The 17,687-nt window shown below is 55.8% G+C and carries 18 protein-coding genes and 1 tRNA gene; 4 read left to right on the top strand and 15 right to left on the bottom strand.

The genetic code is table 11. The annotated features are described in order from the left end of the window. Both KJ653_08305 and KJ653_08300 read right to left on the bottom strand, forming a co-directional pair. On the bottom strand, positions 1-936 hold a 936-nt coding region (locus KJ653_08305), incomplete at its 3' end, for an FAD-binding oxidoreductase (protein ID MBU0685830.1). Then, positions 933-2,099, bottom strand: a complete 1,167-nt coding sequence (locus tag KJ653_08300) for a (Fe-S)-binding protein (GenBank protein ID MBU0685829.1) — start codon at positions 2,097-2,099, stop codon at positions 933-935. The genes KJ653_08300 and KJ653_08305, both read right to left, overlap by 4 nt. A 142-nt stretch (positions 2,100-2,241) precedes the next feature. On the opposite strand from KJ653_08300, the gene KJ653_08295 reads away from it, so the two are divergent. Together KJ653_08295 and KJ653_08290 are read left to right on the top strand one after the other, a co-directional pair. Continuing rightward, positions 2,242-3,669, top strand: coding sequence for a trimethylamine methyltransferase family protein (locus KJ653_08295; GenBank protein ID MBU0685828.1), 1,428 nt, complete (start codon positions 2,242-2,244; stop codon positions 3,667-3,669). A 177-nt stretch (positions 3,670-3,846) separates the two neighbouring features. Continuing rightward, on the top strand, positions 3,847-5,280 hold the full coding sequence (locus tag KJ653_08290; protein ID MBU0685827.1) for a trimethylamine methyltransferase family protein: 1,434 nt from the start codon (positions 3,847-3,849) through the stop codon (positions 5,278-5,280). 95 nt (positions 5,281-5,375) lie between these two features. Here KJ653_08290 and KJ653_08285 read toward each other — a convergent pair. The 7 genes from KJ653_08285 to KJ653_08255 form a co-directional block, all read right to left on the bottom strand. After that, positions 5,376-5,449, bottom strand: a tRNA-Arg gene (locus KJ653_08285). Between the two features lie 70 nt (positions 5,450-5,519). Then, positions 5,520-6,383, bottom strand: a complete 864-nt coding sequence (locus KJ653_08280; GenBank protein ID MBU0685826.1) for an ABC transporter permease — start codon at positions 6,381-6,383, stop codon at positions 5,520-5,522. Continuing rightward, positions 6,374-7,198 carry an ABC transporter permease gene (locus KJ653_08275; protein ID MBU0685825.1) on the bottom strand — a complete coding sequence of 275 codons (825 nt, stop codon included), beginning with the start codon at positions 7,196-7,198 and terminating at the stop codon, positions 6,374-6,376. Before KJ653_08275 ends, KJ653_08280 begins: the two co-directional genes overlap by 10 nt. Next, positions 7,195-8,175, bottom strand: coding sequence for an ATP-binding cassette domain-containing protein (locus KJ653_08270; protein ID MBU0685824.1), 981 nt, complete (start codon positions 8,173-8,175; stop codon positions 7,195-7,197). The genes KJ653_08275 and KJ653_08270 overlap by 4 nt, the downstream gene beginning before the upstream one ends. Before the next feature lie 85 nt (positions 8,176-8,260). Then, complete coding sequence (locus KJ653_08265) at positions 8,261-8,452, bottom strand: 30S ribosomal protein S17e (GenBank protein MBU0685823.1); 192 nt, start codon at positions 8,450-8,452, stop codon at positions 8,261-8,263. 119 nt (positions 8,453-8,571) lie between these two features. Continuing rightward, positions 8,572-9,288: an FAD-dependent thymidylate synthase gene (gene thyX, locus KJ653_08260; protein MBU0685822.1), complete on the bottom strand. Its 717-nt coding sequence runs from the start codon at positions 9,286-9,288 to the stop codon at positions 8,572-8,574. A 51-nt stretch (positions 9,289-9,339) separates the two neighbouring features. Continuing rightward, positions 9,340-10,041: a TraB/GumN family protein gene (locus KJ653_08255; GenBank protein ID MBU0685821.1), complete on the bottom strand. Its 702-nt coding sequence runs from the start codon at positions 10,039-10,041 to the stop codon at positions 9,340-9,342. Positions 10,042-10,095: 54 nt separating this feature from the next. Here KJ653_08255 and KJ653_08250 point away from each other — a divergent pair, with 54 nt between their 5' ends. After that, positions 10,096-10,737, top strand: a complete 642-nt coding sequence (locus KJ653_08250; protein ID MBU0685820.1) for an HAD-IB family phosphatase — start codon at positions 10,096-10,098, stop codon at positions 10,735-10,737. A 1-nt stretch (position 10,738) separates the two neighbouring features. On the opposite strand, the gene KJ653_08245 is transcribed toward KJ653_08250, so the two are convergent. From KJ653_08245 to KJ653_08230, 4 genes are read right to left on the bottom strand one after another with little or no spacing between them, the layout of a single operon-like run. Further along, positions 10,739-11,392, bottom strand: coding sequence for a protein-L-isoaspartate O-methyltransferase (locus KJ653_08245; protein ID MBU0685819.1), 654 nt, complete (start codon positions 11,390-11,392; stop codon positions 10,739-10,741). Positions 11,393-11,444: 52 nt separating this feature from the next. Continuing rightward, positions 11,445-12,047: a hypothetical protein gene (locus KJ653_08240; protein MBU0685818.1), complete on the bottom strand. Its 603-nt coding sequence runs from the start codon at positions 12,045-12,047 to the stop codon at positions 11,445-11,447. A 27-nt stretch (positions 12,048-12,074) separates the two neighbouring features. Further along, positions 12,075-12,662, bottom strand: a complete 588-nt coding sequence (locus tag KJ653_08235; protein MBU0685817.1) for an MBL fold metallo-hydrolase — start codon at positions 12,660-12,662, stop codon at positions 12,075-12,077. Continuing rightward, complete coding sequence (locus tag KJ653_08230; GenBank protein ID MBU0685816.1) at positions 12,659-13,516, bottom strand: rhomboid family intramembrane serine protease; 858 nt, start codon at positions 13,514-13,516, stop codon at positions 12,659-12,661. The genes KJ653_08235 and KJ653_08230 overlap by 4 nt, the downstream gene beginning before the upstream one ends. A gap of 95 nt (positions 13,517-13,611) precedes the next feature. On the opposite strand from KJ653_08230, the gene KJ653_08225 reads away from it, so the two are divergent. Then, entirely contained in the window at positions 13,612-14,202 is a 591-nt protein-coding gene (locus tag KJ653_08225) for a methyltransferase (GenBank protein MBU0685815.1), read from the top strand. 208 nt (positions 14,203-14,410) lie between these two features. Here the strand turns inward: KJ653_08225 and gatE are convergent, their stop codons facing one another. Beyond that, positions 14,411-16,282, bottom strand: coding sequence for a Glu-tRNA(Gln) amidotransferase subunit GatE (gene gatE, locus KJ653_08220; GenBank protein MBU0685814.1), 1,872 nt, complete (start codon positions 16,280-16,282; stop codon positions 14,411-14,413). Between the two features lies 1 nt (position 16,283). Further along, the gene (gene gatD, locus KJ653_08215; GenBank protein ID MBU0685813.1) at positions 16,284-17,573 is read right to left on the bottom strand and encodes a Glu-tRNA(Gln) amidotransferase subunit GatD; all 1,290 of its coding nucleotides are present in this window, start codon (positions 17,571-17,573) and stop codon (positions 16,284-16,286) included. Positions 17,574-17,687 lie beyond the last annotated feature (114 nt).

The raw sequence follows: 17,687 nt of genomic DNA, 5'->3' as shown, positions 1-17,687 counted from the left end.
GGGACTTGACATCACGCCGCCCGTTTCCTTCATTATCCTGCTGACGAAGGCGGTCTCGGCCTCCACCTCGCCCTTCGTTCCCTCGAGGAGCACGTAGAATATCGAGGTCTCACCCTTCGGTCCTCCGTATGGCTCAGCGTCTTCGACCTCGAATGCCTCGCTTGCAGCGAACGTGACGCCAGAGCCCATGAGCCTCTCGGCGACCTCGATCGATTTCCAGAAATCGTCATAGAAAGCCATGATGGCATCCCTGGCCTCGGGCAGCGGTTCGACCCTGAGCGTGGCCTCCGTTATGATCCCGAGAGTCCCCTCAGAGGCTATGAACAGCTGATGGAGCCGATAACCAGTGGATGTGTAGAGGACCTTGGGGCCGGTCCGGAGGATGCTTCCATCCGCCAGGACCACCTCGAGGGACATGATCCGGTCCGCGATGGTTCCGTACTTCTGATGCTTCCTGCTGAATCCGGAGGTGGCGATAGACCCGCCGACTGTGGCGATTCTGAGCGAGCCCTGCTCCTGGTTTAGTGCGAGACCATGCTCGAAAAGGCGTTCCTCTAGCTCCTTGAGGGTGATGCCTGGCTGGACTGTCACATAGAGGTTGGGTGCGCTGATTTCGACTATGCGATTCATCCTTATCGTGTCTACAACGATTCCGCCATGGATGGGGACCAGCATCCCTGTCCGGTTTGATCCTCCGCCCTTAGGGATGATCGGCACCTTGATTTCGGCAGCTATTTGGACTACCTTCTGGACATCGGTCGTAGTATCTGGGAAGACCACCGCATCAGGGAGATACTTGAACTCTTCATCAAACCTGATTCTGTAGGTGTCCTTTGTGTACGGGAGAAGATCAGCTTCCTTCCAAAGCACTCTCTGTTCCCCAAGGGCCTTCACGAGCCGGCTTCTCAACTCCTCACGTTTGAGAGCATCGATCATCCAATGTGCACTTCCTTGTGTTCGGAAAGACGATCGAGCAACACCGAGAGCTCGACGACTTCGATATCCGAACCAGTGGCCTTCGCCGCCTCCTTCAGGGTCTGCACGCAGAAGGGGCAAGTAGTCGCAAGGATTTCTGCACCCGACTTCTCGGCTTCCTTGAGCCTTCTGATCGCGGCCTTGCCGGATATCTCTGGATACGCCGTCTTGACGCCGGCCCCTCCCCCGCAGCATCGGGAAAGGTCCCTCGAGTTCTTCATCTCAGTCAGCCTCAGACCGGGAATCGCGTTGAGGAGCTCTCTAGGAGCATCGTACACCTCAGCGTGTCTGCCGAGATGGCACGGGTCATGGTAGGTGACCTTTGCATCCGACCGTTTGAAATTCAGCCTTCCATCCTTGACAAGTCTGGCCAGGTATTCAGTGGAATGGAGTATCTCCACGTCCTTTGCCAAGCCTGGGTAGTCCTGTTTGAGAGTCTTGAAGCATCCTGAGCAGGCGGTCACTATTCGCTTCACCCCCGTGTTCCTGATGCGATTCTCGTTTTCCTTCCGGAGCTTTTCGAACAGCTTCGAGTGGCCTATGCGTTTCACTGTCGAACCGCAGCATACCTCATCCTCAAGAAGGAGGCCGTAGCTCTCTCCTGCTCGGTCCATCAAACGGGCGAGAGCCTTAGGGCTTTCTTGGAGAGTCCTGTCGAGCGCGAACGTACATCCGACATAGAACAGAGTGTCTGTCTTTCCTGGGACGAGCCTCCTCCTCGCGAATTCCTTCGCCCAGCGTCTTCTGGCGGTCTTTGGCTCCTGCCAAGGGTTTCCATAGTTTTCGAGGCTCTTGGCAAGTATGTCGTGCTCGGGCAGTAGCGGTACACCTTTGTCGATAAGGTACTTGCGGAAAGTCTCGGTCGCCTCGGCGTTCTTCAGTTTAGCAGTGCAGGACAGCTCGTCCCTTCTGCAGAGAAGGCATGAGTAGGCGATCCTTACAGCGCGCTCATCTGGCTGGAGGACCCCTTCGGAGATCGCTCTGATCAGGACGTTCCTCCCCTTTGGGGATATGCTCTCCTCCAGCATCTCCGAGTACATTGGACACTCGTCCTTGCAGCATCCGCATCGGCACCTCGCGCATTTCTCAGATATCTCGAGCATCTCAGATAGCGCCTGATCCATGTTGCACAAACTCCGTTGCTGGCGACTATTCCAGGAAACTAACCGTGATTGGGAGAGCCGTATTTTACCGTTTGGATATGTCGGACTCAGCAAGAGAGATTTACTCGACCGCATATGTCAAGACAGAAGAGAGGGGCTGTATTTGCATTTCGAAGTGCTGAACGAGGAGAATCTCCAGAGAATCCATGACGCTTCGATGGCAATCCTCGGCAGAACTGGCGTCGCTGTCTACGAAAGACAGTCCTTGAAGCAGCTAGAAGACGGTGGAGCAGACGTGGATTTTGGAAAGTCACGCGCTAGGCTTCCGGAGAGACTCATCACGAATTCGATTGAGAACGCACCTTCCAGGTTCATGTTGGCCGCGCGAGACCATCGTCGGTCTGTCGAGCTAGGGTCTGGTTCCACTCACTTCACTAACTCCGCAACTGGCATAAAGGTGCTCGATCACGAGACGGGCAAAGTCAGACAATCTGTGCTCGCTGATATCTGCCAATTCGCAAGAGTGGCTGACGCGCTCGAAAACATCGCGTTCTACGGCCCAACAGTTGTAGCCCACGACGCAGAAGGGAAGCTGCACTTCTTGAAGGAAACGGTCGCGGCCATCGAGAACACGACAAAGCACGTTGCTCACGAGTGCCAGGGAACCGAAATGACAAAACACTTCATCAGAATCGCTCACACGATCGCAGGGGGAGAGGATGCTTTCAGGAAATCCCCTGTGGTTTCGATGGGAGGATGTCCGGTAAGCCCGCTCCAATTCGACAAGGCAAACACAGAGGCGATGGTCGAATCCGCCAGAGCTGGGATGCCATACGACGTCCTCAGCATGGCGATGGGCGGTGGCACTGCACCAGTGACTCTCGCTGGCGAACTTGCCCTGATTAATGCGGAGGTTTTGGCGGGGATAGCCATTTGCCAGCTGTTCGCACCAGGATGCCCAGTCATCTACGGCTCAGTCGCCTCCGTGATGGACATGAGGACTGGAATCCTTGCGTTGGGAGCGCCCGAGAGAGCTCTGATCAACGTGGCAGCCGTCCAGCTAGCCCACCATTATCAGATACCTTGTCTGGTCGGCGGCATCAGCACAGACGCAAAGCTCCCTGGCGACCAGGCAATGTACGAAAAGACGATGACGGGCCTTCCACCCGTCCTGGCAGGAAGTGACATTGTATTTGGCCCCGCCGTCCTCAGCTCTGCTACCACATACAGCGTCGAACAACTCGTCATTGATGACGAAGTCGCGGGCGCCCTTCTCAGAATCAAGAGGGGGATTGACGTCGATGACGAGAGCCTCGCCCTGAACTTGGTTGACAAGATCGGTCCGGGAGGCGGGTTCATCGGCACGAGACACACATTGGAGCACACGAAGAAGGATATCTGGAGGCCAGTGCTCTCTGACAGGAACATCTATGACAACTGGCTCAAGCTCGGGGCGAAGGACATGCGCGCGAGGGCGAAGGAACGAGTAGCAGTAATACTCAAAGAACACGATGTGCCCCCACTCGAGAGGGAGCAGAAAAGGGACATCGATAAGATTCTCCAGGATGCCAAGAATGGGCGCGAGAAGTAGGCCTCCGAGCCTTCAGCTGTACGGATAGGAGTGGTTCAAGCTCCGACGCTCCAGCCGAATGTCCCTCAATCATCTCACCGACCTAGGCGCACGTCTACTGCGGCCTCTGACCCCTCTTACAACAAAAAGTACTTTCACACGAACCGCTTCTACGATACAGCAAACGAGGGATTGACCATGGCCAAGGGCAGATTGGAGTTTCTGACAAGCACTGAGATCAGAAGAATCCACGACACTTCCATAAGAGTTCTGGAGGAAGTCGGGGTGGTCGTGCACAGCGACGTCGTCACTAAGATGCTTGTTGACTCTGGCTCGATGCTTTCCAAGGATGGGAAACGGGTGCGCGTGCCCCAGGAGCTTGTGAAATCTGCCCTCGCACACGCCCCGAAATCGATCCTGCTCGCTACCAGAGATGGCAAAGGCGACATGAGAATCCCGGATCACAACAGGCTCCATGTATCCAACGGCGGTGAAGGTGTATACATCAAGGAAATGCTCACTGGAGCGACGAGGCCATCCACTTTGGAGGATGTCCAGAACTTCACGGTCATTGTTGAATCGCTTCCTCAGGTGGACTTCGCATGGGGCATGGTGGGTGCGCTGGACCAACCGCTGGAACTCAAGAACATTTCTGAGTTCAAGACTGGCTTAGAGAACACACGGAAACATTTCCAGGGGGGTGCGTCGGATGCAGAGGAGGCACGGGAAATGATAGCCCTTGCATCTATCTTGACGGACGGCCCTGAGAACCTGAAGAAGAACCCAATATTCTCAGGCACCGAGTGTCCGATATCTCCATTGACATTCGAGGGCGGGTTGGCTGAGGCGCAGGTGGAATTCGCAAAAGCCGGTGTGCCCGTTGTGGCGATGGTCGCATCAGTCGCGGGCCTCACTTCGCCCGTGACGCTATCAGGAACAATTGCTCAAGTGAACGCTGAGAATCTGGCTAGCCTTGTCATATCGCAGGCTGCCGAGAAGGGAGCTCCGTGGATCTACAGCAGCGATTCCGTGCCAGGAGATTTGGTGACCGGCTCGATTGATTATGGAGCTCTGGAGGCGCAACTACTTCGCACTGGGGCAGGTCAGATGGGAAGGTACTACGGTCTGCCGACGATGGTCGCAGGGATAGGCTTGGAGTCGAGCTCACTGTCGCTTGCATCAGTTCAGGAGGGGGTGCCCTCGATGTCGATGATGGGGCTTGTGCCCTCAGATCTTGGATCCGGATTCGGAGGCGTGGATCAGGCAGCAGGAGCCTCCTATGAGCAGTTGGTAGTCGATGCATGGGTCTGGGATGTAGCCCGCGATTTCTCTCGCGAGTTCAGCGCTGATGACCAGGCCATATCATTCGAGACCATCAGAGACGCAGGGCTCGACGGCAATTTCCTCGGCAAAAGACACTCCCTAGCCCGGTTCAAGACGGAATTCATTTCAACCACCAAACCCGGGGCGGTCTTCTCCGGAAAGACTGACAATGGAAAGAGGGGGGATCTGTTGAGGAAAGCGAATGATGAGGCTCAGCGCATCCTGAAGGGTGCAAGAGCGCCCGTCGTCTCCAAGGATGAGTCTAGAAGGATGGATGAATTGTTCAAAGGCATCTCCAGGAAGCACTGAGCGTTCCGGGCTGCAGAATCCCTTCTCTTATCTGGTGCGACGAGGAGCAGCTAACGAACCGACAGGCATCTGGCCCGCCATGGAGAGTGCGCAGGCGCCCGAGCTGGGATTCGAACCCAGGTCCGAAGCTCCGCAGGCTTCTAGGATGTCCAAGCTACCCCACTCGGGCTTGTATGGCTTGTGCGCAGACACCTCCATGAAGACATCGGTAGAAAAAGACTACCATGGACCAGCTGAGGTCAATACGCGCTCGTCCAGTCTATCTTGCCCTTTCGGCGCGCCACCTTGTCGGCGTACTTGAAGATGCTATGTGAGATGAATAGGAACGCGACCGTCGAGAACAACAATGCGAGCATCAGCTGCAGATTGCTGAAATCCTGGAGGCCTGTGGAACCAGGAAGACCCGCGATGACGGCCGGCTCCAGCCCTCGTCTGACCGCCTCCATCCAGTAGGTGATCGGCAACAGTCTCGAGATCGACTGTGCCCAGCCAGGCAGAATGGTGATGGGAAAGATAACTCCGGCCAGGACAAAGAAGATGCCCGCAACCCCCTCGTTGATTCCCTGACCGTGCTTCGCTGTAAGGAACGATATTCCGCCGAGCGCCAGGCCCATAATGCATATGCATGCTAGACCCAGGATGAGCGCGAGGACGAAAATCGGCCAATCGATAGCCCCGAAGTTGATGTCCACCCCTAGGACTAGCACGCCGAAGATAAGAGTGAGGAGCACTCCGATCGATGTGATGGCTATCTTGATGGCCGCCCTGCCGAAGATGTACATGTAGAAGCTTATCGGAGCGATGTAGACCTGCTTCAGGGTCATGTAATGTTCCCGGTCGTCGTGAATCACCCACGTGACCCCGAACAGCACATCCGCCACATACATGTAGAACGCGTTGCCGACGTACATGTAGGAGAAGAACAGGGTATCGGTCTTCCCGTCTGTTATCACGAGGTACATGAACACCAGGATGAGAGTTCCGGCGATGGGCTTGACGATCGAATAGGTGGCGAAGAGAAAAGGATCGGTCCAGTTGGCCTCCATCTGCCAGCCGAGCCAGGCAGCGTTCTTGAAGGTCCTGATGTCGCCTCTCACTGCCATCTCAAGGTCAGCCTCCCGGTGGTCTTTCCCAGCTTCTCCATGTAATCGAGCGACAGCTTGGACAGAAATAGGAAGAGCACGGAGAGCCCGGCAAGTATGACCAGTTCAAGCTCGACTGGTAGGAAACCGTACTCCGCGCTGGTTGATGGATAAAACAGCTGCCTCAGACCGTCCAGCCCAAGGGTGATCGGTATTATCGACGCACCGGCAGCGGCCCAATATCCCAGGGCCTTGACGGGGAAATATAACCCGGACGCGAGGTATATCGGTTCTGTCATCAGACTCGACAGGTGATAGGCTTCGCGGCCGAACAACAGGTAGAGCGAGGCGAACATCATGCCCATGCCGTAGAGGGCGATCATCGTCACCGTGAAGACTGCGATCAACATGATCGGGCTTGACAACGAGAGCGTCACATTGAACACCACTATGCCGATGATGAGAGTGGAGGACGCGCGTAGAGTCGTGAAAAATAGTCCACCGACGGCCATGCCCGCTAGGATCGACAACCTCGAGACAGGAGCTATGAGGTACAGAGACAGGTTCCCCGTCTCCTTCTCCCAATAAAGCTGCGACGCCATGCTCCAGAGAATGTTGAGCCAGAAGGCCGCCATGGCCCCGCCAAGGATGACGAAACCGACAAATTCGGATGGGGCGTTCATGAACTTGTAGACATAGACATAGGCGGCGACCCCTAGAAGCGGCAGAACCACATCAAAGAATATCCAGCTCGGCTCTCGCTGCGCGCCCAGGATCCTCGGATATGCCCGACCGCGCACCGCTCTGAGGTTCTGAATGATCCAGCTCTCACTCACTCGAACCCCTTCCCCACGAGCTTGATGAACACGTCCTCAAGCGTTGGCTCAGTCTTTCTGAGCGCGAGTATCTTCGACCCGCCCCTTATGACTCCCGATACGATGTCCGAGACCGCGGAGTCGTCGTTGAGCACGAACCTGAGGCTTGTGATGTTGTTCTCCAAATCGTCCGTCGAAGTGAACTTCTCGATACCGGGGATGGTGTCAAGGACACGCTTGTCCTTCAGCGTGGTGACGTCGAGTTTCAGAGTCGTGCTCGCCTTCACCAGCTTCTTGAGATTCTCGGGAGTGTCGCATGCGAGGATCCTCCCGTCGTCGATTATCGCGATCCTGTCGCATAGCTGGTCGGCCTCCGCCATGTAGTGGGTCGTGAGGAGGACCGTCTTGTCCCTGTCCTTCTTGCGGACCCAGTCTACGATGAAGTCCCTTATGACCCTGCTCGCATTGACATCCAGACCGAGCGTGGGTTCGTCGAGGAAGAGTATCTCGGGGTCGGTCACGAACCCCCGGATCACGTTCATCTTCTGCCTCTGGCCGGTCGATAGCGTCCTCACCTTCTCCGTTCTCTTGTCGAGCATGCCGAACTTACTGAGCATGTCGTCGATGCGCTCGTATGCGACGGCGCTCTTGATGCCGTAGAACTGCGAGAACATCCACAGGTTCTCCCGAACCGTCAGAAGGCCGTAGCCCGAGATCTCGCCCCCGGAAACCATGTTTATCCTCTTGCGGACCTCCACGAACTCGTTCTCTACATCGAAACCCGAGACGAATGCCTTGCCTGAAGTCGGTAGGAGGAGTGTGCTGAGTATCTTCAGAAGCGTGGTCTTGCCGGCGCCGTTCGGCCCGAGGAGGCCGAACCGCTCTCCCCTCTCGATCTTGAGGTTGACGGAGTCCAGGGCACGCACTGATTTGCCCTCTTTCTTCTTTTTCGGGTTGAACACCCTCGTCAGCGATCTGGTCTCAACGGCAGGCTCCATAGGTTACTCACCGGTCGAATCGCATCTATAGACATATCTTCTTGCGGCTGAAAGCGGAAAAGTGAACAGGTAATGCAGAGGTTGTCTAGGCCTCGTAGTGCGTCCTGTATCTCGTGACGTAACCTGCGATCTTGTTCCTCATCGAGATGTAGCGCACATCGGTGAGCTTAGACACCATCATCTTGTTGTGCTGGTAGTCACTGGTGAACTGCTCCGGATATCTCTGGACCAGTTCGATGGCTACCCTCTTGATGTATGTCGGTCTTATGTTGCCCATAGGCTCACCGGTTTAGCCTCGGTAGGGGAAGGGCCTATATATGGTTTTTGGAGATGGTTGGGTAGGAAGTTGAACTGTCTGGAACCATCTGGATTAAGCTCTGTTGACGGTCGAATGGCTTATGCAACCGGTTTCAGACTCTCTACCAGTACCTCATCATCTGATGGCGTTTCACCCTTCTTGTAAGGTTTACCACATGCGTATTCGCCCTCAGGACATGGCCCGCGGAAGCATCCCGGACCCGCGTTCTCGAACAGAATGGGAGCTGCCTTCTTGGCTTCCGCCAACATCCTCCATGCGACCAAGCGTATCTCCCACTGGGCCCTCCGACAACACCTCAGACTGAAGAAGTGCCAGAGCTCGCGAGCATTCATCGTCACAGTGATGTTCGTGTTGCACGCGTTCGGGAGTACATACCTCGCGTCCTCCTTCGGGACCTTCTTCGCTAGCTGTCTGTAGGCCTTCCACGAGTCGTCCATGGATTTCTTGAACACCATCCTAGCTTCAGGATCTTCGCGGATCGATGGCGGCAGAACGTACTCGGCCTTGTCCATGCTCACATACCTCTGGCTCTGCTGGGAGTATGAGGCAACCCTGTGCCTCACGAGCTGGTGGGTCATGGAGCGAGAGACGCCTTCAACGCTGAATGTAAAGTACGCGTGTTCGACTACCGATAGATGGCCCATACCGACCACTTTCTTGATCATCTTCTTCGCACGCTCGTCCGTCGTCTCGTCGAACAGCTGCGAAGCGCCCTTCTCCGAGTAGCATGATTGGGCCGCCGCGGCGCATATCCTGTCTGGAACCTTCGTGTAGTTCAGAAGCACGACCTTCAAATGTGCACCAACTGAGCTTTCTCGAAAGGGCGTTCTCACTCTATATGCTTTTCAGGGGCTGTTGTACCAGAATGTCGTCGTGTGCTCTGAGGCATCACGATTCACAATCTTCCCGGCCCGTATGTCCTTCAACCTAACGGTCTCCACTTCAGTCGCCCCAAGTGAAGCCAGTATGCCTGAGATGTGTCCATCCCCTACCACGGCGATGATGTTCTTGTGCTGCGCGGCAAGAGACGACAGCTGCTGCGCCATGTGCTTGTTCCTGTCGTCTATCAGGACCTCCTTGATCGTCGGGAAGCCCTCGCCGAGGGTTTCGAGATACTGCTCCTCGTTCCCCTCGTATTTGTCCATCTCCTTCTCCACCACCTTCTTGGAGACGAACAGCCCCGCGAACCCGCCCCAGAGAAGGTTGATCCTCTCCTTCATGGACATGCGCTTCCAAAGCTGTGAGAAGACTCGGCCAGCGTCAAGATCGATAAGAGCGACTCTCGCACCGACCTCTTGGGCCGCGCCGACGGCGGCCATCATCTCGTCTCCGACCTCCGTCCCGAACTTGTCCGCCATCCGCCTCTGGAAATAGGCGAGCAACTTGTATTGAAGAGGCGCGGCGCCCGTATGCTCTTTCTGGACCAGCGCATTGTATCGTGCGGGATCCAGCTCGAGGCACACGACCTCCGGACGCTTCGAGCGGATTATCTCCTTAACGTTCTCGGAGATGGCAAACACGTGGCCGACGCCTATGAGTGTTATCATTAGACCACCACCATGACGGCATGCTTTTAATAAGCCTTGTGCCATCCGAAGGTCGTGGCTAGGCTGGTAGTGTTTGACATGGACGGCGTTCTCGCGGACACTGAGAGCTCATGGGTCCACGTTCACAAGCATTTCGGGGTCAACAACGACCATTCGCTCTACGCCTACCTGAGGGGAGAGATAGACGACCTGGAATTCATCCGAAGGGACATCGACCTCTGGAAGAAAACGGAGCCAGATGTCACCGAGGCTTGCATCAGAGAGATCTTGAACGATGTGCCGATAATGCCTGGAGCGCACAGAACCATTCGAGAGTTGAAGAGGATAGGCATCGGGACGGCTATAGTCTCTGCAGGTATCGACCTGCTCGCTGAGAGGATCTCAAAGGAGCTCGGAGTCGACGCCCAGCTCGCGAACGGACTCGTCAAGGACGGGGCTGGCAGGCTCTCAGGCGAAGGCATACTCAGAGTGAAGCTGATGGACAAGGGAGATGCAGTCACCGAGGTGGCGAATACCATGAAGGTCCAGACGAAGGACGTTGTGGCAGTTGGGAACTCGAGATACGATGTTTCCATGTTCAGGAGGGCTGGCTTGGGGATCGCGTTCCAGCCATCAGACGACTTCGTGAGGACCAGTGCTCAGGTGGTAGTCCAACAGAAAGATCTGTCGATGATTCTCCAGTTCATTCGGCCCTGAATCATCTGTAGCCGTACTCGCCTATCAAAGGCACAAATACGCAGCCGCCCATGTTCTCTTTGATAAGCTTCTTACCCTTCCGTTCCACCTTGATGAGATCCTGGTAATAGCGTCCACCGACTGGCACGAGCAGCTTGCCGCCGTCTGCGAGCTGGTCGGTCAGCGGGGCGGGGATGTCTGGCGCTCCAGCAGCCACGAATATCCTGTCAAAGGGTGCCTTGTCGGCGAGCCCCTTCGTGCCATCGCCGAAAATGACTGTCACCAGGTCGCCATATCCAGTCCTCTTCAGGTTATCCTCGGCAAAGGTCGCCAAAGATGCTATCCTCTCGATAGTGTAGACATGACCGTCAGGGGCGATGAGCTCTGCGCATACAGCTGCGTGATATCCCGAACCCGCACCTATTTCGAGGATCTTATGCCCAGGGCTCAGGTCCAGCTGCTCGGCCATAATGGCAACCATGTGCGGAGCGGATATGGTCTGGCCTTCGCCTATCGGCAGCGGACTATCAACGTACGCCTCACTCCTGATGACCTGGGGCAGGAACTCCTCCCTGGGAACGCGTCTCATCGCCCTCTCGACAGCCTCACTGGTAACGTATCCTCGTCTGACCAGGTTGTCGACCAGCCAGTTGCGCTCCTCCTCGAGATCAGACATCGACCAGGACATGTTCTCCACCATCCTAAAGCTTGATGGCGGACTTGTACGCTCAGGTAGAAGTCCTTCTGACGATGCTCGCGTACACCCTGACTATGTCCCTCGCGGCAGCTCCACCAGTCCTGAGAGACTTGTCCTTGATCTTGATAGCATGGATCACGACCTCGCGCTTTCCGACTTCGAGTATGTCGCCTATGAAGAATTCCTCATCTGGGACAGCAAGGATGTGCTCGGGATAGCTCTTGCCGAGATGGCTGACGGAAACAGGGACTCTTACCTTGTCGAACTTCTTCCCCCAAACAGTCTGTATTTCTCTTGCCTTGGCCTTGCTCACGCGAGCGCCATTAGACTCTATCGATGTCACGAGCACAGGGTTATCTCCGCACATCACCTCGTCGTCTACTGAAAGGGCCTCATCGGGACCAAGGATGATAGAGGACCTCTCAGACTTCTCGAGCCAGCTGATGATGACCGGCAATGCGATTGGCTTTTCTGCCTTCATGATAGCGTGGTGGACCTGTCCGCACTCTCTGCATCGAACTGTCGAATCCAGGACTGTCTGAGTCTTACCTCCTAGCTTCCCAGAGAGCACTTCGTGCATCGTTTCCTTCCGGCAGATTGGGCATTCTACGAGAATAGACGTTGGGACGGTCATGACACCAAGGGATTGCACTAGTGCGTCTTACTTCTTTCTAACGACATAGAAAGGGGCGCCATGGCCCGGAACGATGACATCTGCGTAACTGGTGATCGCGTCCATGCTCTTCAACGCCAGCTTGGGATCCACATTGATGAACGGGGGGACATGTTTCTGATAGTTCTCCCGCGTGGGGATTGCGTCACCACACATAGCATACCGCTTCGGGCCGTCCACGAGGACCGTTATGCTGCCGTACGAGTGGCCGGGGGTCGGAATGATTGTGACCCCTGGCAGGACCGCGAGTGATTCGGTTATCTTGACCGTACCGACAGGCGGAGATTCCAGCGCATGCGCATAGGTCCTTGCGTTTCTGAACAAGTAGTTGCATCCGACATGGTCAATGTGCAGGTGGGTGTTGACAAGATGCTTTATGCTGTCAATCGGCACCCCTAAATCGCCAAGGGCCGATCGAAGAGCGGTGCAGTCACGCGGCGACCCTGTATCGACGATCAGGCGCTGCCCACCGCTCTCAACCAACGAGACGCTTGAGGACGCATCCTTAATCTCCGGACCTTCGCGGACGATGAACCCCTCGCGCACGACCACCACGCGTGCACGCGTGTCACTCATATGAGATGTCCCTTCTCGCATACAATGGCCTCCTTCGTGGTCTTAAGGGGCGATCCGCAATGAGGACACTTCGCCTTTGAAAGGAAATGCTCTATCCAAGCGCTCTTGACATCAGGCACCTCTTCCTTCTCTATTCTTTGAAGTAGCGATTCCAATTCGGGAGTGGTGGCGAGTCTACGGAGGGAAGGCGGTGCTATCATCTTCTTCGCTCTGTCTTGCAGAGGGATCTTCTTGATGAAGGGAGCGAGCAGAATACCAGCGGCCAAGCCGCCAAGATGAGCTTCGAATGCGATGTGCGACGATGTAAGGACTATCAGTATCTGGATTAGCACGAATATTCCCACAATGCCCCAGACCGACATAGGAGGCAGGAAGAATAATGAAATCCGCTCGTTCGGGAACAGCCTGGCAGAACCGCCAAGGACCCCACTGATGGCTCCCGAGGCACCAACCACCAGGGCGGCGCTATTCCAATGCAATGCAGCGAACACCAGGGTGCCAACAAGACCGCTTAGGAAATAGAGCAAGATGAAAGGACGAACGCCTATCCTCTGTTCGAATATCATTCCGATGAATACGAGCCCGATGACGTTCCAAAGGATGTGCTGGAAGCTAGCGTGAGCGTACATCGAAGTCAACAAAGTGTAGAGATAAGCTGGATGCGTGAGGTCCGTTGGCATGAACCCAATCTCTGACAAGATTCCACCGGTCGTGATCTGGTCAGCTATCAGTTCGACCATGAACACGAACATGCAGGCCGCGCTCACGATTATCGAGAAACTGGTCTGTCTCCACGCAGAGTAGGCTGTGCTGACGGCTATCGCAATCAAGACTACGGCTACCCAGACATCCATGACTTAACCCGGTTCCTTTCTCAGCGCTAGCTCTGCAGTGATTACCTACGTATAGTAAAACCTTAAGCCTGCTTCGGCGCCTATGCCCATCCGTGATGCTGGACACATCCATCGAGATCGAGGTCGGGCCTGAGGTCTACAACCCGAGCGATGATTCGTACCTCCTCTTAAAGGTGGTCGACGTGAGCCAGGAGGAAAGATTTCTGGAGATGGGTCCAGGCACGGGCTTGCTCTCGATACATGCTGCGAAGCTAGGCGCGATAGTAACCGCCGCTGATGTCAACCCTCACGCTGTTGAGTGCACCAAGAGAAATGCCGCCAAGAACTCTGTCAGGATAGATACATTCAAGAGTGACCTGTTCGAAAAGGTCCAGGGTAACTATGACGTGATCGTCTTCAACCCACCGTATCTTCCCGGCGCCACCACCTCGACCAGCTGGATCGAGAGAGCATGGTCCGGTGGGGACGAAGGATGTGAGACCGCGGTCCAGTTCCTCAACGATGCATGGAAGCATCTATCTCCCGGAGGCAGAATATTCATGATCCTATCGTCCGTGGGCGGGCTCATGTCGGTTCTGAAATCGGCGAGGGAGAGATACGATTCCGAGATGCTCGAAGAACAGCACATGTTCTTCGAATCGATTTACGCCTACAGGTTCCGGCTCAAGACAATCTCGACCAAATAACGTGGCGACAAGTATTATTAGGGCAATTCCCAATTGTGGATTCCCGACTTTGAGAGTGACCCAGTGCCGAAGGACAGACCAAGGAAGTACAACGACCCCAGCGACCTGGACGAACTCTGCCGGAGCTTCTTGAGATACAATGGCAAAGATCCCGGCGCAGCGATCGAGTACTGTAAGAGCTTCCTGATGATGATCAGCGATAAACCCACTACTTCAGGAGGCGTTCGATCCTCTCGCGCAAAATCTCGCTGATGACCTTCCCGTCCACTTTTCCGCGCAGCTCCTTCATCACGATGCCCATCAGAGGGGCGAGGCTGCTCTCCCCGCGTTCTCGAATGTACTTCTCTCGCTCCTTCACGATCCTATCGCAGACCTCGCGGACCAACTCAGTGTCTATGGTCTCGACGCCGAGCGTTTCGACCGCCCTGCTGACGGTGTGACCGTTCTCCAGCACGGAGGACAGTATCTTCGGGATGGCTTCCTTGGCGAACGCGCCTGTCTTGAGGCTGGCCAGGACATCCTTCATCAAATCAAGGCTCAGTCGAGACGGATCGAGGCCTAGCTTCTCCAGCTCGGGGAATGTATTGATGTATATCCTCGCCACCGCTTGCGGGTTCCCGAAACCGGCGGCGAGCAACTCGAACTCGTCCTCATATCCTGCCTTCACAAGCGACTCCGCCTGCGCCTTGCTTATTCCGAAGTCCTTGATGAACCTAGCAGCCTTCTCCTCCGGAAGCTCGGGCAGGTTCAATCTGATGCTCTCGAGAATCGCTCCATCGATCAGGATAGGCCTCACATCGGTCTCGGGGTACATCCTATCCTTCCCCGGCAGAGGCCTGCTGTAGACAGTCTGGCCGTCAGGGAGCGGATCCCGCGTTTCCTCAGGGACTCCCTCGATGCCGACATTGGCCCTTTCGACCGCCTTGAACACAGCTGCACGGGCTTTATCCTCCTCATCTACCACCAACATGAATGCATCGTCAGGCTCGACACCCAATGTGGTTCTTATGTCCTCGACTTCTGCGATCGTGACACCATATCCTGGGAGTTCATCAGAGTGGAACAATCCCTTGACCCCTGCGACGCGCGCATGCGCCGCCATCTCAGGACCAAGCCGCTTCACGCCGTTCTCGGTCGTCCCGAGGACGCCTGCAAACTTGGGCAACTTGACCGCAAGGATCTTCCCCTTGGCCTCAAGTCCGTTCCTGAGGACCTTGCACTTGGTTTGCCTGAACAGAGCCGTCAGGTCCCTGATGTCCGGAGTGACAGAACGCGCGCCTCTCTCCCTGAGCACACGCTTGACCTCCAAGAGTTCGAGCTGCCTCTTAGCCTCTTCCTCGACGTAGACATGAAGCAGTCTCAGATCTTGGGCACCCTTGATCTCAACCCGGGCACCGCCCGAAATAGAGATGTTGACGTCCTCTCGAATCGTGCCTATGCCACGCCGGACCTTCTTCGTTGCTCTGAGGAGAGAGCCCAGCCGTTCGGCGACCATGCGCACTTCCTCAGGAGTGCTCATGTCTGGGTCAGTCGCGATCTCGACCAATGGTATCCCGAGCCTGTCAAGCCGGAACGTCACCTCGCTTCCATGTTCGGACATCCTTCTGGCAGCGTCCTCCTCGAGGCAGATGGTGGACGCCCCTATCTTCTTCCCAGCAACTTCGAAGCTCCCGTTCGTCGAGATGAGTGCCGTCCTCTGGAACCCACCAGTATTCGACCCGTCTATCACGATCTTCCGCATGAAATGGACCTCGTCGACGCAGGTCATGCCCAGAAGGCACGACATCTCCAAAGATGCCTCGATCGCGCGTCTGTTTGCGTCGTGCGGCGGCTCCTCATCTGCCTCGACCAGGCACGAGTACGGAACGGTCTGGTACCTGAAATGCAGCTTCCTCTCGGACTCTTCGAGCGCAGCTCTGTCTATCTCGCCCATCTCGCTCTGGGTGGGCCTGAGACGCCTAACGAACTCCTTGTTGTGTTCGTCGGAGAACTCCGTCTGGCACTCGCAGAAGAGCTTTCCAGTGTTCAGCTGCTGGTGGATCTCTATGCCCACCTTCAGGCCCAGAGACTTGAAATCCAAGTCAGACCTGCCTCCTCGATGTGAACTCGCCTGCGATGTTCGTCAGCATGATCTTCTTCACCTGTTCGGGATCCTCGGTCTGACCCATGGCCCACATCAGCTTGACATAGGCCGTCTCCGGGAGCATGTCGCCCAAGGGGACCGCACCTGCGACAAGCATGTCCCGTCCTGTGGAGTAGACATTGAGGTTGACTGCACCGTGCAGACATTGAGTCGTCACATACACATGAACGCCGCTCTTCACCGCCCTTTGGATCGAGCCCACTATCTCCTCGGAGACATGGCCTAGGCCAGTGCCTGCGATCACGACGCCTCTGACGTTCTGGGCGATCGTGTCGAAGTGTCCAGCCTCGAACCCTGGATAGAAGTGAAGCATGCTGGCCCGGCCATCGATCTTGTCCTTGAGCTCGACAGGGCCTGGGCTGCGCCTCTGGTACTCCGTCATGAAGGTCATCTCAGGGCCTTCGACCTTGACGATGGGGTCCGCATTTATGCTCTTGAAAGCGTCCCGCCTGGAAGAGTGCATCTTCCGGACCTTCGTGCCTCTGTGTGCCAACGTGTAGGAGTCGGAGGATTCACCGTGCATGAGAACGACGACCTCTCCGAGATCGCTTTCGACGCATATCCTCGTGGCCGCCAGGAGATTCATTATGGCGTCTGATGAGGGACGGTCCGAGGACCTCTGGGACCCGACGCATACGACAGGTCCTGGCAGGTTCCGGAGCATGAAGGACAGTGCCGCCGAGGTGAATCCAAGGGTGTCCGTCCCGTGGGGAATGATGACCCCGACAGCGCCTGAGTTTAGTTCGTCAGCGACCGCTCTCGCCAGGCCCTGCCAATGGCTGACCTTCATGTTCTCGCTCAGTATCGAGTAGAGGACCTTCGCGCGCACATTGCACATGTCCAATAGCTCGGGAACCGAGAAGATGAGCTCCTCTGCGGATATCGCCGGGTGAACCGCGCCCGTTCTGTAATCGACATAAGACGCAATCGTGCCTCCAGTGCTTATGACAGCGATGTCCTTCTTAGACGAGTCCTGGGGAAGTATCACCTTCTTATGGTCCTTCGACTCCCGCTTCGAGACCAAATTGATATTGGTGTCCTCGTCGACGTGTATGCCGACGTTGTATCCATTGCCCAGCTTCATAGTAAGAATGAACGGTGCGCTGAAATCGTGGTGAGGCATCAGTATGCCCGTGCTGAAATCCTTGCCTCTTCGGACCTCGATGACGTCGCCCAGCTCGGCACCTGCTCCATCCAAAAGCTTGCCAACGAGGCCAGCGTACTTCATTGGCAGTAGATAGGGTTATTCGTTTAAAATCATTCGCTGGACGGTCCCTTGACGCGATCCTGATAGCAATATGACAAGACAGACAATGTATTAAGACACAAACCTGATGCACCG

The organism is Candidatus Thermoplasmatota archaeon (assembly GCA_018814355.1).
Taxonomy (GTDB): Archaea; Thermoplasmatota; Thermoplasmata; order UBA10834; family UBA10834; genus COMBO-56-21.
Note: the sequence above shows the minus strand (reverse complement) of the source record. Positions and strands in the feature narration are given on the sequence as shown.

Bases quoted from the DNA above. Each gene is read 5' to 3' on its own strand.
- KJ653_08270 (MBU0685824.1), bottom strand. From the start codon at position 8,175: ATGGAGCCTGCCGTTGAGACCAGATCGCTGACGAGGGTGTTCAACCCG.
- KJ653_08225 (MBU0685815.1), top strand. From the start codon at position 13,612: ATGCTGGACACATCCATCGAGATCGAGGTCGGGCCTGAGGTCTACAAC.
- KJ653_08255 (MBU0685821.1), bottom strand. From the start codon at position 10,041: ATGATAACACTCATAGGCGTCGGCCACGTGTTTGCCATCTCCGAGAAC.
- KJ653_08290 (MBU0685827.1), top strand. From the start codon at position 3,847: ATGGCCAAGGGCAGATTGGAGTTTCTGACAAGCACTGAGATCAGAAGA.
- KJ653_08240 (MBU0685818.1), bottom strand. From the start codon at position 12,047: ATGACCGTCCCAACGTCTATTCTCGTAGAATGCCCAATCTGCCGGAAG.
- KJ653_08300 (MBU0685829.1), bottom strand. From the start codon at position 2,099: ATGGATCAGGCGCTATCTGAGATGCTCGAGATATCTGAGAAATGCGCG.
- KJ653_08280 (MBU0685826.1), bottom strand. From the start codon at position 6,383: ATGGCAGTGAGAGGCGACATCAGGACCTTCAAGAACGCTGCCTGGCTC.
- KJ653_08235 (MBU0685817.1), bottom strand. From the start codon at position 12,662: ATGAGTGACACGCGTGCACGCGTGGTGGTCGTGCGCGAGGGGTTCATC.
- KJ653_08245 (MBU0685819.1), bottom strand. From the start codon at position 11,392: ATGTCTGATCTCGAGGAGGAGCGCAACTGGCTGGTCGACAACCTGGTC.
- KJ653_08265 (MBU0685823.1), bottom strand. From the start codon at position 8,452: ATGGGCAACATAAGACCGACATACATCAAGAGGGTAGCCATCGAACTG.
- gatD (MBU0685813.1), bottom strand. From the start codon at position 17,573: ATGAAGTACGCTGGCCTCGTTGGCAAGCTTTTGGATGGAGCAGGTGCC.
- KJ653_08230 (MBU0685816.1), bottom strand. From the start codon at position 13,516: ATGGATGTCTGGGTAGCCGTAGTCTTGATTGCGATAGCCGTCAGCACA.